The organism is Halococcus sp. IIIV-5B, from assembly GCF_003602035.1.
GTDB lineage: Archaea > Halobacteriota > Halobacteria > Halobacteriales > Halococcaceae > Halococcus > Halococcus salsus.
In genome coordinates, this window is the sequence record NZ_QZWE01000003.1 from 1 (window position 1) to 13,649 (window position 13,649).

At 52.4% G+C, this 13,649-nt stretch carries 14 protein-coding genes and 1 pseudogene; 8 read left to right on the forward strand and 7 right to left on the reverse strand.

From position 1 onward, the window contains the following. Positions 1-617, forward strand: a pseudogene (locus D3261_RS03090) (integrase); the annotation flags it as partial. A 69-nt stretch (positions 618-686) separates the two neighbouring features. On the opposite strand, the gene D3261_RS21010 reads toward D3261_RS03090, so the two are convergent. Further along, positions 687-1,175 carry a halocyanin domain-containing protein gene (locus tag D3261_RS21010; RefSeq protein WP_120068804.1) on the reverse strand — a complete coding sequence of 163 codons (489 nt, stop codon included), beginning with the start codon at positions 1,173-1,175 and terminating at the stop codon, positions 687-689. 1,398 nt (positions 1,176-2,573) lie between these two features. On the opposite strand from D3261_RS21010, the gene D3261_RS03100 reads away from it, so the two are divergent. The 3 genes from D3261_RS03100 to D3261_RS03110 all read left to right on the forward strand — a co-directional run bounded on the left by D3261_RS03100 (position 2,574) and on the right by D3261_RS03110 (position 4,518). Then, entirely contained in the window at positions 2,574-3,311 is a 738-nt protein-coding gene (locus D3261_RS03100; RefSeq protein ID WP_120068807.1) for a DNA-directed RNA polymerase subunit epsilon, read from the forward strand. Positions 3,312-3,399: 88 nt separating this feature from the next. Next, a complete protein-coding gene (locus D3261_RS03105; protein ID WP_120069236.1) occupies positions 3,400-3,798 on the forward strand; it encodes a type II toxin-antitoxin system death-on-curing family toxin in 399 nt (132 codons plus the stop codon). 516 nt (positions 3,799-4,314) lie between these two features. Further along, positions 4,315-4,518: a DUF4177 domain-containing protein gene (locus tag D3261_RS03110; protein ID WP_120068810.1), complete on the forward strand. Its 204-nt coding sequence runs from the start codon at positions 4,315-4,317 to the stop codon at positions 4,516-4,518. A 1,751-nt stretch (positions 4,519-6,269) separates the two neighbouring features. On the opposite strand, the gene D3261_RS03120 is transcribed toward D3261_RS03110, so the two are convergent. Next, a complete protein-coding gene (locus D3261_RS03120; protein ID WP_120068816.1) occupies positions 6,270-6,584 on the reverse strand; it encodes a hypothetical protein in 315 nt (104 codons plus the stop codon). Positions 6,585-6,715: 131 nt separating this feature from the next. Here D3261_RS03120 and D3261_RS03125 point away from each other — a divergent pair, with 131 nt between their 5' ends. The 3 genes from D3261_RS03125 to D3261_RS03135 all read left to right on the forward strand — a co-directional run bounded on the left by D3261_RS03125 (position 6,716) and on the right by D3261_RS03135 (position 9,054). After that, positions 6,716-7,555: a bifunctional 2-polyprenyl-6-hydroxyphenol methylase/3-demethylubiquinol 3-O-methyltransferase UbiG gene (locus D3261_RS03125; protein WP_120068819.1), complete on the forward strand. Its 840-nt coding sequence runs from the start codon at positions 6,716-6,718 to the stop codon at positions 7,553-7,555. Between the two features lie 128 nt (positions 7,556-7,683). Beyond that, on the forward strand, positions 7,684-8,112 hold the full coding sequence (locus D3261_RS03130) for a hypothetical protein (protein WP_120068822.1): 429 nt from the start codon (positions 7,684-7,686) through the stop codon (positions 8,110-8,112). Between the two features lie 378 nt (positions 8,113-8,490). Continuing rightward, the gene (locus D3261_RS03135; protein WP_120068825.1) at positions 8,491-9,054 is read left to right on the forward strand and encodes a GNAT family N-acetyltransferase; all 564 of its coding nucleotides are present in this window, start codon (positions 8,491-8,493) and stop codon (positions 9,052-9,054) included. Positions 9,055-9,207: 153 nt separating this feature from the next. On the opposite strand, the gene D3261_RS03140 is transcribed toward D3261_RS03135, so the two are convergent. Together D3261_RS03140 and D3261_RS03145 are read right to left on the reverse strand one after the other, a co-directional pair. Continuing rightward, positions 9,208-9,801, reverse strand: coding sequence for a hypothetical protein (locus D3261_RS03140; protein ID WP_147464903.1), 594 nt, complete (start codon positions 9,799-9,801; stop codon positions 9,208-9,210). A gap of 902 nt (positions 9,802-10,703) precedes the next feature. Beyond that, positions 10,704-11,108 (reverse strand): hypothetical protein, encoded by a 405-nt coding sequence (locus D3261_RS03145; RefSeq protein WP_147464904.1) that lies wholly within the window; start codon positions 11,106-11,108, stop codon positions 10,704-10,706. A gap of 142 nt (positions 11,109-11,250) precedes the next feature. On the opposite strand from D3261_RS03145, the gene D3261_RS03150 reads away from it, so the two are divergent. After that, positions 11,251-11,697, forward strand: coding sequence for a hypothetical protein (locus tag D3261_RS03150; RefSeq protein WP_120068832.1), 447 nt, complete (start codon positions 11,251-11,253; stop codon positions 11,695-11,697). A 42-nt stretch (positions 11,698-11,739) separates the two neighbouring features. On the opposite strand, the gene D3261_RS03155 is transcribed toward D3261_RS03150, so the two are convergent. The 3 genes from D3261_RS03155 to D3261_RS19615 form a co-directional block, all read right to left on the reverse strand. Continuing rightward, positions 11,740-12,195 carry a transcriptional regulator gene (locus tag D3261_RS03155; RefSeq protein WP_120068835.1) on the reverse strand — a complete coding sequence of 152 codons (456 nt, stop codon included), beginning with the start codon at positions 12,193-12,195 and terminating at the stop codon, positions 11,740-11,742. Further along, positions 12,192-12,566 (reverse strand): DUF6516 family protein, encoded by a 375-nt coding sequence (locus D3261_RS03160; protein ID WP_120068838.1) that lies wholly within the window; start codon positions 12,564-12,566, stop codon positions 12,192-12,194. The genes D3261_RS03155 and D3261_RS03160 overlap by 4 nt, the downstream gene beginning before the upstream one ends. 225 nt (positions 12,567-12,791) lie before the next feature. After that, complete coding sequence (locus tag D3261_RS19615) at positions 12,792-13,226, reverse strand: hypothetical protein (RefSeq protein WP_147464905.1); 435 nt, start codon at positions 13,224-13,226, stop codon at positions 12,792-12,794. Between the last annotated feature and the right edge of the window lie 423 nt (positions 13,227-13,649).

Here is a 13,649-nt window from a genome sequence, read left to right on the forward strand (position 1 = left end):
GGGTCCGGGGAGCAGAGATCCTCCGCGACAAGAGCGATGACCGACGCCAGGGGCTTCACTGGGAAGACGTCCACCTCGAGGACCGCTACGTGACGGTGTTTGCGAAAAAGCAGCGCCTTGATGACCGAGGTCTTCCAGGGCCTGTGGTCTATCCCTTCGAGGCCTATCAGCGCGTTCTCGACGCTCCCAGTCCAAGTTGGCCGGTCTTTCCCTCCTTCCACCGGCCGACGCTCTCGCAGCTGCTTACGGAGACACTCACCGACCGTGGCTATACCGAGACAGAGATCGAGGAGACCAGAGAGGACCAGTCGCTCATTGAAGTCTGTGTTGAGATCGACGTCGCACCACCCTCGATCACGACCGACGCTGGACGGCACATTCTCAAACAGCTTTGTGAGCAGGCAGGTATCGAACTCGACGATGACGACGAGTATCTGATGCCCCATGGAGCTCGACGCGGTGCTGGTGAGGTTCTCGTGCGTACCTCAGGCCATGCGGCTGCTGCACGTGCGCTTGACAACTCTGAGGAAGTCGTCCGCGAGCACTATTCGCACATAGAGGCCGGCGAACTCGCCGACCAGATGACTGATGCCTTCGAAGAAGCCGATAGTCAATAATCTCTTTAGAAGGGTTAAATCCCAGAAATGTTTCGACTCATCCACTTAGCATGGCGTCCTCGTCAGAGGCTATTCCGTAGCTTCCGTCTCTGAACCCGGAGAAGTGACAATAATGGCACCTCGCATATTCTCTGAGTAGTGTCGGTCGCAGAAATAGAGTAATAGCCCACTTTTAGAGAATGTATGGCTGAACAGGCCGTTTTGTTTTGGCGACCCACTTCTGAGTGTCAATGTTGAGGTGCGCGTATTCTTGATATTGTGTCTTCCCCCTCGTCCGGTCCAGACCCAAGTGACAGTGGTTCCAGGCGAAATCTCTATGGCCAGTGGTGAAAACGAGTGGTAGTTTGGGCCGCTGCCAACTGTAATCGGAACGTGATCAAAGTCTGTCTTATCAACGATGTTGTCTGTAGGAGTCACATCGTCATCCCACCCCTCCGTGTCGTCGAGATACGCTTCGATTTGGCCAGGATCGGAGTGACCGAAACATCCTGTGAAGCCGATACTGGCCACGGACAACGTAGCGCCCAAGCTACCGCGAAGAAATTCCCGTCGGTCCATTGATGATAGTATAATATTGAGGTGTTGAGTTGTAGTAATCTTTGTGGGCTAGGCAACACATCACTGCTACTACTTGTTGCACGCTAATTGACGCCGCTGTTCGACAGTAATACGGTAAAATAGATGAGGACGGAGAGAACGCCGAAAACCAGCCAGGTCCAGTGGAATGCTCTGCGATGCTTGTGGTACTCGCGTGTCAAGAGGCTCATTCCGATGCTCCCGATCACGAGAAACCCAACTGCAATGCCGAGGTTCCCCAGAATACTGGTGAGTGTTAGATATCCTCGAAGTTCTCTGAAATAGAGTAGGCTTGAGACTAGCTCCGGTATTAGCCAGAGGGGTACTAACAAGCAACAGATTCCAATTAGAACCTCAATCCACCGGATAGGTCTCACTGCTGTATCGCTGAGTGCCTCGATGTAAATTCCTGTCCCACATCGGCCTTCCTTAGGTTGTGATACGGATCCACTTTGACTGGCTTCCCAGGTGTGTATCGTGCCGTGTCACAGATTGGCTGTTCTTACGAGCGGTGAACCTACTATGAGGGGAGTTTGCGTGCCTCTTCTAGACTAAGCTCTTTTTTACCTTGCAAGGGATTTTGTGGCAGCCTCATTAAACGAGTAGCGTGCAACGGCGACAATATCTCTCTGCAGTAGGAATTGGACTGGGTCTTTTCGCAGGATGCACGGGCAATGACTCAGAATCCACTCAATCATCTCCGACAAGTACGGAGCAAACACCGGTGGATACGTCCGCTCCACGCAAGGAACCGGCGACCATTACAAGTGCTGCCACAAGAGCGACTACAGGAACTCAGAATAGTACTTCAAATCAATCTCATTCATGCCCCGCGATGCTGCAAGTGGATCAAGCCGGGAGCACCACACCCTCAGACCCTCAACAAGTCATAGACTTTTCAGATCTTACTCCTAGGCAGCAACGCATATTTCGGAATGCGAGTTCCAGTGGAGGGGATCTCGTTCAAATTCCAAGTAGCATTGACGAAGCAGTCTGGGTTAAACATGATTTCGTCCGATATCAGAACCAGATCTACCCAGTCGCGGTGGCAGTTTGCTAGTGTTGGTTGGTCCAACCGAGAGAAATCACTCACGAACTCCACTCAGACACCTACTTCACGCAGCGCGAGTACTGATATCGGTCGTCTCGCTTTCACGAGAAGGAGGTCCCATCTTACCAAACAGTTGTTCCCATAGCGCGCTAAGCGTTTGGTAAGATGTTGAGGATAGAGGAAGCCGAGGTCATGTTGTGGTCGCTGATTCTTTAAGTGCTTCTGGCGATAAGGTATAGATACGAGGGAGGAACGCACTGGTTTCTCGGTGGAGGATTACTGCACATAGCCATGCCTTTCAACTACGAGTAGGCAGTATTGGCTGCGTAATGACCGACGAGGATGCTGGTGGATATTTACTCCCGACGGTCGAGGACCGCCGCCCGGAACTGCTCAGCGAACGCGAAATCTCGCCGCTCAGCCAGCTTCCTGGAGATAGTACTGTCTCGCGAGCTGATCTCCAGCGCGACGAAACCGTCCGGCGATGGGGGCTCGTCACCCCAAGTGCGACGCGTATCGGTCGCGCGGACGCACCCGAGCACGACCTCAGCGAGAACGTTCGGCGACTCCACGACGAACGTCATCCCGCGATGGCGGGCTACAGCCGGCGGGCTCACCGTCTCGAAAAACTTCGATTGACCCACGCATTGTGTAGCAGTCTGGATCTCACACCCTGGCAGCGCGATCGCGCCATCGGAACGATGGTCGATCTCGACCTCACCGCCTTCGGGAGTCAGCGCGCTATCCCCAAGGTCGCGCTCGTCGTAATCCGCCACGTCGTCGACCACGAACGCGAGCATCATCTCGGTCTCCACGACGACGAGTGGATCGCCGAACAATCGCCAGGGAAACTTGCAGCCCTCTACGAGCAGTTTCATTCGATTACCGATGAGGAATCGTTCACGAGCCTCTGCGAGAACCACGACCTCGATACCACCAGCCTCAATCGGCTCCGCCGAACGCTCGTCGACCAACTCGATGAACGTGACCTCCACGATGCGGTCTACGGCCGCAACCCATACCGTGACCCAAGCCTCCCGAGTCCCGAAATTCGCTCCTCGGCCTGATCTGATACCTTTGCTCGATTTCAGTCATCCCGCTGTAGCAACGCAACCGTCAGAAACTCCTATGCGAGCTCGGCGAAAAGTGATGAGTGTGACCGAGGACCTCGTATATCCCTCTGTACAGGATATCCTCGATATCCACGAGCAGATCGTCGAGGAAAGCGAGGTTACCGAAGCAGGTGTACGGTCCGAGAAGCCGGTCGAATCAGCTCTCCAGTACATTTCCGAGGGATTCTTCGGCGAGGTACCGACCTCAATCCACGAGAAAGCGGTTCAATTGATGCGGTTGCTCGTTGTGGATCACCCGTTCGTCGACGGGAACAAGCGAACAGCACTTCGAACGGTGGTCGTCTTCTATGTGTTGAACGGGTACACGTTTGAGTACGGTGACGAGGTTCGGGCACTCTTACATCGATTCGCAACCGACGAAGCCGGCGTGGATATTGAAACAGCAGCCATCTACTTCAGAGCATGTGCCCGCCACAACTGATTTGTGAGTCTGGGGTGTAAATCACGTAGAGATGGCATCAAGCGTAGATTCCTCGACGGACACTGATGATGAGGTCCACCAGTTGTACGAGCGATATCACTCGGCGACCACCGACGAAGAACGTCGCGAGATCGTCCTCGAGATTGGGCGACTCGACGCAGAGCGCCATGCCGACATCTACACTGCCCTCGAGACTGAGTAGTTCTCGGTAAGCGTTCCTCGTGTCCGTTTCTACTCTCTCGCGCATAGCGGATTCTTGCCCCCTCAAATATGCAGTAAAGCGGACCATCTTCTCGCCAGTCTGGTGGAAAGCTATACTCTTGCGCTAGGCAACCACTCGGAGATATCGTCAATTTACTTCTTGTATTACGCCCACAGTGGTTTGACAGTGCATGTAGAGCTTGATAGTGGATGTAGATGTACACCGGTCGTGCGAGTGGACGTTCAGCGGAATGGTGGCTAGCCACAAAGAGTGAAAAAGCAGATATATCGCGACTCAATTATCTACCATAATCTATGACTAAATGGGAGTACCGAATCGTCGATCTCGATGAGGGTGGATTCCTCAGAAAAGGCGAAGAGCTGTCAGAAGACATGCTAAACGAGTGGGGTGACGAAGAGTGGGAACTGGTTACTGAACTCCCTGGCTCGAAAACCGGACTCAGTGGACGGCCGGTTACAGTTGCAAATGCTCTCGTCTTCAAACGACCCAAGAAATAGAAATACAACAGTGGTGTGCAGGTGAATGCTCGGCAGGCTGTGGGGATTGTTACGTGAAAACTGGAATAAAGATGCCACCAAGTCCAACGAGTATGAGGACCAAGAATAGACCGCTCACTATGCGATAATACTTATCTAGCTTCTTTCCTCGATCTCGATAATAGCCTGTGAGCAATGTCGCACCCAAGAATACGAGCTGAGCACACGCACCGCAAACTCCGAAAAGGAGAGCCGAAATGGCAAGATTCTGAACGAGCTCCCAGCCGAGATGGTAAATCGCCACCAAAGAAGCACGAGCGAAGTAGAGGCCACTGCCAACACACCAAACGCCGAGGAAAGCGTCCTTCCACGAATCAGGGCGCATGGTCGTTATCGGAAGCATCTCCTAATATATGCACCAGAAACACCTCTGGATAGAGAGCAAAGCTTAGTCACCCAGCGCAGGCGGATTAATGAGTCGTGATTGTCGTTGGGTTCCTAGCGAGTTGATGCTAGTCAGATGGCTCACTAGATATCAACTACTCGTAGCTCGCTACATTCAACTATTTTTGAGAATTATATGGCCTGGTCACTCGCACTGGTCATTGTATTTCTATCCAGCTTGCTGAAGTTCACCGTGATCTTCTGTGATTGTACTATCTTGCCATCATGCCGACAGAGGGTTCCTTGATCTGGGTCAAATTGGTTCTCCTCACCTGAATAGAGATACATTTTCGCTCGTATCGTATGCTTTCCAGAGAGTCGCTGGTTGAGCTGAATCGGATGTCCATCTGCCACCAGTGACCCCTCCATAGGAGATGTTAGATAGGCCCCACCAAGTACGGTATCTCCCTCCTGAACGGCCAAGTAAACATCTTTTCCCGGTCGCTGACCATACGTCACTAAAACCGTATCCTGTGTCCATCCGATGGGAGGTGGTCGCCACTGCCAGAAATCGACATAATTTGAACTACATTGTGTATCGGTTTTGGTGGCTGTTCCTGAACTTGATTCGAATGCTGGTCCGGTACAGCCAGTCAGACTAGCAACAGCGGTTAGCGTAGTTCCGGTGAGAAACATTCGTCTGTTCACATTAGGTGGCGTACCATTGCTGGTAAGTGCTTTATGGGGCCCTCAAATCGATGTACAGAGACGCATAGCTCTGTATCGAGGGAGGGAGTGTATCTCAGCTGATGCAGCCATTCGGTGAACTTCACAACCCATCAAGCGTTCGTCTGATACCATCCATTGTTAGTTGTCCGATAGATTGTGGCTATTGGTCAGCGGAACGACGCCGATGGAATAATGTCCAAAGGGGACGATTTGGGTGAGAGAGGGGTCAGAAAGTCACCAACATGAGTATATTCACGATCCATACGAAACCATGCTCTCTAGCAGGATATTCCGCAGCGATGGCTGGAGGAACAACACTCCTATTCCTTCTTGGGAGAGCTTCTTCGTCCGAGAATCTCTCTACCCTTGCTCCGTTTACAGTATTACCGTTTGTTGCAGGGATGACGAATGGCTCCAGTGGCGGAAGCATTGGTGGAAGCATCTTGATAGGGGCGATCCCCGGTGTGACTGCCCTTTCGGCAGTACTTTTTGCCGAGAGATCCGGCGCTAGGTCGGACGAACTAACTCTTCCCGGTGGAATCGCACTAATGGGAGTATTTGGAATGCTTGGGTTAGCGGCATCTCTCGTAGGCCACGTGATTGGACTACCCATTCGAATTCTGTTTTCTTGAGACACAGATAGGAGCTATGTGGCGTCGTTATTCGACGACCGCTGCCGCCGCCCACACCCAGAGAAACAGTAGAACCGTCAGAAGGGCTAGAGCAGACCAGGTTGCCTGAAAGGCCTTTTTGTGGCTCTGGTATTTCCCGGTCAACAGGACTATCGACAGGGAACTGAACAATAGCAGTCCGCTGACGAAACTGGTTAGCAGCATTACCGTGAGCCCATTCAGCGTAGTGTATGGGTCGTGCAGGACGCCATCTACTATCGCGAACGTGAGCCATCCAAAAAAGAGAGTGAGCACCGTACAACCGACGCCAACGAGTGCTCCAATCCATGAGGTAGCTTCCATTTTTCAATTTCATCGACATGTAGGAGTATAAAGAGGGAGTATTCGGAAGAGGGGACTACACAACTCTATTCGCGACCAATTCGCTAAGTGAGCAGAACTTGCATGTGCCTTCCCATAGACATCATCTCAAGATGGACGATGCTGCCGACCCGTTCGCCGCACTTGACCCTGAGAACTACTACGATGAGTACGGTAACGAAGAATGGAAACGATTGCAGGCAACGCGAAAAGCGCAATTCGAATTCGAGAACACAGTGGAGTACCTGAACGAACATCTCCCAGACGGAGGGCATGTAATCGATGCCGGGGGTGGCGCAGGTCGGTACACAGTCTGGCTCGCAGAACAAGGTTACGAGGTGACATTAGTCGACCTAAGCGACGAACAGCGGCGAATTGCCCGAGAGAAGGTTGAAGAGCGAGATCTCGTGGAGCAAGTCAGTATTGAAGCAGGTGACATCCGCTCATTGACTGCTCCAGACAACACATATGACGCCGTACTATGCTGTGGTGGCCCGCTTTCTCACGTGGTCGACGCTGAGGAGCGGGCACAGGCAATCCAAGAGTTCTATCGTGTCGCAAAGTCAGAGGCACCGGTGTTTGTCTCTGTGATGGGGCGACTCGCTGTTCTACAGAGTATTACGAAAAGCGCTCCACACCTCTATCATCTTCTTCCGCATGTCGCTGAAACGGGCGATTGGTCTCGCGAGGTAGCGCGGAATTCGCTTACTGAGCCTGAATTCGTCGAATGTCATTTCTTTCGCGTTGAGGAACTCAGGCAGGACCTAACGAACGGCGGATTAGAAGTGCTAACGATAGCAGGGCTCGAAGGTATTGCCTCGAACTTCGATCACGATGTAGAGGAGGCCACTGACGACCAACAGGAGTCCCTCGCAGAAGTCGTCAAGAGGACACGAGAGGACCACGCTGTAGCCGAACTCTCGAACCATATTCTCGCCGTTTGTCGAGCATAGCTCTTAAAGGGCGAAAAGTGGCGCGAGAGTATCCGCGACATCGACGAATCCTTTCATCACCCGATGAGCCGCCCATCAGGGGTGGCAAGCTACCATCAGAAGATATCCGAGAACGGAGGTTGATCAGCATGACTCCCACCAACAATCACAGCAATGACGAGAACGTGCTACTAATGACGATTCGCGATGACGACGAGAACAGCTATCAGGAGGGCCGTGAGGCGATTGAGTCGCTTGCCCGCGATGAGCCAGTCAACCAGCCCGACAGCGTTACGTTCCCTAGTGAGGCCCAGCTAGCTCGAACGTTCAACGAGCGGACGCTAGAGCTGCTACGTACAATCACCGACGCCGAGCCAGGGAGTATCCGTGAAACTGCCCGTTTCGTTGAGCGTGACGTGAAGAACGTCCACGAAGAGCTGACTCTTCTCGAAGCGATGGGTGTGATCCAATTCAGGGAGGGAGACGGGTCGAAACGCCCGGTGTTCCCATACGATGAGCTCGTTATCACCATGTCGTTTCGTCATCGCTCAAATGGTACAGCTACCGCTGCGCCCTAACTGCTGCAAACAAGGCAAGAGATTGCTAATGAGGTCGTGCCCGGTGTGAGCTGATTACTGTCTTGCTGACACAATTCATTCGTGGCCTGGTTCTGTGTGAACTACCGGCGTCGAGCGAAAATCTTGCACACGGTTTCGTCGATTCTGTGTGCAAAACGAGGACAGGCGTTCTCGGTTCGTGCAACCCTCGTGACTGAAACTTGGTTCACCGGCTTGTCCAGACGAAGCATAATTTTATTACAAGTACATCCAAAGTAGCGAACAAGAGTTGTCCGATGACCTGTTTCATTTACTCCTAACCGACTATCAACCGGCTGCTTAGGAGAAGCCAGTACGTTCACGAGGAACCGACAGACGACCGCAAGAGCAAACACAACTATGTCAGGACCGACATTCATCGAGTGCGACCGCATCAACCTACAAACAGTCGAAGAAGAAGATATTGAGTTTCTTCAACGAGGTGTCAATCATCCAGATGTGCGACATTATATCGAAGCGTTTCGAACACCCGTAAATAGAGAGCAGTATCGTGAGACCTTCGAATCGATAGATAGTGACGAAGAGGGAGTTACCCTACTCGTCGTACCTGACGAAGACGAAAGCGAACCAATCGGCTCAGTTCAGCTATACCCGATTAACAACGCACGAGGATTTGCTAATCTAGGCGTTTGGCTCATGCCTGAAGTATGGGGGAATGGCTACGCAACGGAAGCCAGCGCTTATCTCCTGGATTATGGCTTCCAACAGATGGGATTGCATCGAATCTCTGCAGTATCAGATAGTCCGAATGAGGCGTCCACATCCCTCTGCGAACGCCTTGGGTTTGCTCACGAAGGAACCAGTCGAGAACTGGGGTTCTCTGATGGGGAATACACGGACTTAGAACGGTACGGGCTTCTCAGCGACGAATGGGAGGGTCCTGAAGAAATTCTCGGTCAGTAAAGCGGTTCAGTATTCGCCCTGAAGGTAGCTAAGCGTCTATCTTCAGGGGTCGAAGAATTGGAGAATAGATAGAATTGGTGTTCGGAGAGATCCCACCGGTCCTTCCACTGTATTGAGAGCGTCAGTCTCGATTTCCAATGGAGTGGTTGTTTCCTATTCTCCGACTCTCTCTTCTTCGACTTCAGCGTCTTGGGATACTGTTGAGGCTCCGAACTCGGCTTCGAGTGCCGCCGAGACCTCAGGGTCCGAGCCGCCGGTCGCTCGGCGCTCGTCGATGGCGTCATGGAGTCGATTGGCGACCGTGACGATATGGTCAGAAGTTGAGCGAGCATCCTCATCATCACCGCCGAGAATCCCGTAGAAGGACGGCGCTTCACCGATGAAATCGCGGCTCTTCTCACGACCGATGCGGTTGCCGTCGGCATCGACCGCCTCACAGGCTACCCGTCGGACTTTGCGCCTGTCGTCAGTATACCCGATGATTGAGGTGGCGTGAATCGTCACATCCCCGTACTCGTGCGTGGCTTCGGAGCGACCCGGCTCGAAGCGGTGCTCGGGGTCGGCGCGGGAGCGGATGAAGGTGAAACCGATAGTAAAGATCACTACCGCCGCGAGAAACCCGAACGTGACGAACCAGTCACCGAACTCCACCAGTCGTGCCCACACACCCAGTGCGAGAATAGTAACGAGGGTGAGTTGTTGGAACGGGCTCGTTCGCTCAAAGAACGCCTCGGCGTAGCGATTCACACGCCGTTTCATGTGGGACTCCCACTTGAGTACATCATTCGGTCGGTGTATCATTTTACCGTTCTTGTGCTCAGGGGTGAATAGGTCGCTTCTCAGGAGCGAAGTCGTAGTTGTCCCCTCACTACGATATTTGAGTCATTTGGGGTCGGCCACTTAGATAGAAATACGTTCCTGAACCGAGCCATCAGTTAGGCCAATATAAAGAAGAGCATGGCCGGATCCGACCTTTGTACGAACTCTTCAGTACTGACAACCCATTCAAGATCAATTCTGACATAGTGCCCCGGTGTATTTTGAGCCGAAAGAGTTCGCCACATCAGCTGAAATCAGCACTAGCCATTGAACCGATAGAGCCAGCTATCCGTCAAACTCGTCTTCACCCGCTTCACGCGCTGCCTTGGCGACGAATCGAGCTGTGGTCAGTCGTGGGATGAGGTCCGCGTCGGGGCTGGGGAAAGTATCTGTAGCAACGCGAGATTCGAGATCTTCGAGATACGCCTCGTCATGAACACGCTCAGCGGGATATGGACGGAGCGATGGCATACTGGCCTTTCCTCTGGCCTGGAATACAGGTTTTGCGGTGGTAAGGGTGCCGAGACTCACCACTGATGCGAGTGATTGGAGGTCTCTGCTCGTTCTATACTGCGATTTGGATATGGCTCGACAACAGCACGGCAGTATTTGTATGCCATCCTGTAGCGGGATCGGTGTCGGCTATGATCTACTGGCGAGTGCTGCTAAATTATTGTGGGTTTGATGGAACGGTTGGGGTCGGAAATGGTGGAGTGAAAGGGTCAGCGAATAGGCCGAACGTCATAGTTGTCCCCTAACTGCGGCGTCGAAACTGATATACTGTTGAAATTGGGAGGTGTATCCAGCATTGTTGCTAGCCCCAAAGAGGGCTATTTTCGTGGTTGAACGTGGATATCTTCGTCAGCGATAATGATTCGGAGTGCAGTAAGGTCAAGGCTAAACGTGAAATCAGTTCTCGTTCTCGTGCCATCGTCCAATACTACGAGCGCCATCAGTTCTGGCTCGAAATCCGTAAACATCAGTTCTTTCTCAAAGGTATGTTCGCTGTTCGAGGTCACTAACCAAGTGCCAGTAAAGTAGTTGCTAAAGCCGCCACCCTCGTCAGGGATTGTCGTAATCGAGAGGGTCACTTGATGCGGAGTGTTCTGGTTGTTCACCAGTGTGATGGGGACAGTTCCACTGCCGTTTCCGAATGGTAGGGAGTTGCAACCAGCTGTCCCTGCAATGAGAACCGGACCAATTAAACGGAGGAGACCCCGGCGGGAGTAGTTCATACTTGTAGCATAGTTCAGGAAAGGATATGGTTCGACTGGTCTTCCTCTTGTATTCCCTCAATACTGGTGCCGCTAGAAGAACACAGATCGCCGAGGACAGCGTTATATGCCAAGCAACTTGTCTTCGTATTAATCAACGTGAATGAGTGAGTCCGATTCTACCTACAGCTCAGCAGAGGAGAGAGCAATCCCAACGATAGGCGACGATACAACCTCTCACTGGTGGATAGCAGCGCTCCTTCCCTGTTTAGCCGTCTTTATGATGGTTTCAGTGACCGTGGCTGATACAGGTGGGCAGCTGGGGACAGTGCTGAGTCTGGTCTTTCTCGGGACTCTGGTCTTCTCGTCGTTTTTCACGTTCTCTGCGATATATATTGATGCAGATAAGATCAGAAAACGGGATTTAGACTGGTATCCTCGGTGGTGGGTCTACTGGCTGCTGGGAGCAATCCTCTCATCGCTGCTCATTTTATGGCTCATCGGGGTCACTGGCGCTATCGCGAGTCTACTCATGGGCATCAATTTCGCCCTGGTACCGATAGGGATCGGCTATGTGTATAGTCGAGTGAAACACGTTGGGTTGTCATGAGAAGTCTCTGAAACGCGGATTCAGACCACACAAAAGAAGATATCAGGCTGCAGCAGGATCGTCGGCGCTCTCTCCGCTCGAGGAGTCAAGTGAAACAGCAAAGTCGAACAGTATCTCGTCATATGGAACGACCGGTCGCTTTGCATTCCCATCGTTGACGAACTCGACAATGCCATAGGCAGCCAGTCTTCTGAGTTGGTCGTAGACGTTTTTCTTATCCCGTCCCACGATCCGAGCTGCTTCGCGGATACTCGCTGGCTCGTGCACATTGAGCGCTCGCAGGAGCGCAAGCGTTGAGTCAGTGAATACTGCAGTCGCGGTGTCCACATCCGGAAATGAGATAGTTGGATGCGAGGTTTCAGTCTCGTCACCCCGATCGTCGGACTCGACGGTCACACGCAGTGTTCGTGCCCACTCCTCCGAAACGGAATCCGGGTACGTTCCGGCGTGCTCCTCGCTCTCGGTCATGCGGTCGTCGTCGGTATCGTTCTCAGTCATATCTCGTACTCCTCTGGGCGTGGTCCAAACGGCTCAATTCCTGTTTCTTCGAAGAATCGCTCGTAGATGGCGGCCACTGAGCCGGGAAACTCGTAGTCGGAATCGAGGTCGCCGTCGACGTGTCGATGGTGCGTTCCATCTCCGTGGTCGTTGTCGTAACGGAGCATGGTTCCCTGTTCGGGACCGACTGGCCACTCCACATCGACAGATGGGTTGGCAGGATTGGTGACACCGTAGTGGAGCGCATAGCACGCCCCAGGTGGGTATCGCTCAGCGCTTGCCGGATAGATGAACTTGTATCGAACAAGTGCTCCCGCTTGTACCACCTTCCGTCTCTCGTATGCCACTTCTGGTGTCTCATCATCGGCCATCCTCTAGCCGTTGGTATGGACGCCAACGAATTAACTCCGTTGGTGCCCGCACCACCGACCTCAAAGGTTGACCGTCTACCGCCACACTAGTTGCTGAACTGACTGCTTTGGTCAGAATCGGAGCGCCGCCCTGAAAACCAGCAGCCTGCGGTAGGTTCTGCTGAAAGTGCGGCGCGGTTTTATCTTGCCATGAAGAAGCTCTTGAACCTGTGGGGCAGAAACCTGCTACGACATGCTTCTAATGCCGTCGGAAGTTATTACGATGGTTCCTGGGTCAGCTAGTGAGCCATCCTTGCTAATCTGAACCGGTCCGCCCATTGTCCCTCTGTTTTCGACCCAGACTTTGAGAATATACTTTCCTGGTGTACTTGCATAGACCTGAGGGTGAAGGGTGGTGCCGGGTTTGACTTCATACTTCTCGTAGAATACTCCAGTCTCATCAGTTAGCCTGACGCTGTCCTCTGTAGTTCCGTTGAATATAGAGCCAGTTGATGGTTTAGTGAGTACCACCATGATGATACGCTGCTTATTGGGCTGCTGGTCCCCACGATATTCTATCTTGAACTCGTCTCCTTGGATAGCTGACCTTGCCTGAGTGAGACAACCGGAGAATAACCCTATTCCTCCTAGTACAGTACAGAGGGCCTGTCGTCGCTGCATGGGTATTGTGACTCAGTGCTGGGGGTATGAGCTTTGTCCCCTCCTCAGTCCATGAATGGAGGTGTCCAAAAGGTACAGCATTTTAATGAGTAATTGAGATGCTTATGTCGATTACTCTACTGTCGAAAAGGTACTCGTTTCTGACTTCTTTTGTCCTATCTCAAAGATCGTGCGAGCAAGGTTACCCCACACAGCTGAATTTGAAGATTACGGTGGTATAAGCGGCCGATACAACTGAGCCTGGTATCCATTATCAATTTACAAATTCGCTAGAATAATTACTTATGATGGTGTAGAATGTTTTTCTTTTGTATGAAGCCGTGCGAGACAATTGTCAGACGAACCGCCGCCCTCGCCATGGTTGCTGTACTCATCGTGGGCGCTCTTACTATTGCACCAGCAGGCGTACTCTCTCAATCGGAT

What these genes read in the sequence shown, in the direction of transcription:
- D3261_RS21010 (WP_120068804.1), bottom strand. Translation starts at nt 1,175, where the DNA reads ATGGACCGACGGGAATTTCTTCGCGGTAGCTTGGGCGCTACGTTGTCC.
- D3261_RS03100 (WP_120068807.1), top strand. Translation starts at nt 2,574, where the DNA reads ATGACCGACGAGGATGCTGGTGGATATTTACTCCCGACGGTCGAGGAC.
- D3261_RS03110 (WP_120068810.1), top strand. Translation starts at nt 4,315, where the DNA reads ATGACTAAATGGGAGTACCGAATCGTCGATCTCGATGAGGGTGGATTC.
- D3261_RS03120 (WP_120068816.1), bottom strand. Translation starts at nt 6,584, where the DNA reads ATGGAAGCTACCTCATGGATTGGAGCACTCGTTGGCGTCGGTTGTACG.
- D3261_RS03125 (WP_120068819.1), top strand. Translation starts at nt 6,716, where the DNA reads ATGGACGATGCTGCCGACCCGTTCGCCGCACTTGACCCTGAGAACTAC.
- D3261_RS03130 (WP_120068822.1), top strand. Translation starts at nt 7,684, where the DNA reads ATGACTCCCACCAACAATCACAGCAATGACGAGAACGTGCTACTAATG.
- D3261_RS03135 (WP_120068825.1), top strand. Translation starts at nt 8,491, where the DNA reads ATGTCAGGACCGACATTCATCGAGTGCGACCGCATCAACCTACAAACA.
- D3261_RS03145 (WP_147464904.1), bottom strand. Translation starts at nt 11,108, where the DNA reads ATGAACTACTCCCGCCGGGGTCTCCTCCGTTTAATTGGTCCGGTTCTC.
- D3261_RS03150 (WP_120068832.1), top strand. Translation starts at nt 11,251, where the DNA reads ATGAGTGAGTCCGATTCTACCTACAGCTCAGCAGAGGAGAGAGCAATC.
- D3261_RS03155 (WP_120068835.1), bottom strand. Translation starts at nt 12,195, where the DNA reads ATGACTGAGAACGATACCGACGACGACCGCATGACCGAGAGCGAGGAG.
- D3261_RS03160 (WP_120068838.1), bottom strand. Translation starts at nt 12,566, where the DNA reads ATGGCCGATGATGAGACACCAGAAGTGGCATACGAGAGACGGAAGGTG.
- D3261_RS19615 (WP_147464905.1), bottom strand. Translation starts at nt 13,226, where the DNA reads ATGCAGCGACGACAGGCCCTCTGTACTGTACTAGGAGGAATAGGGTTA.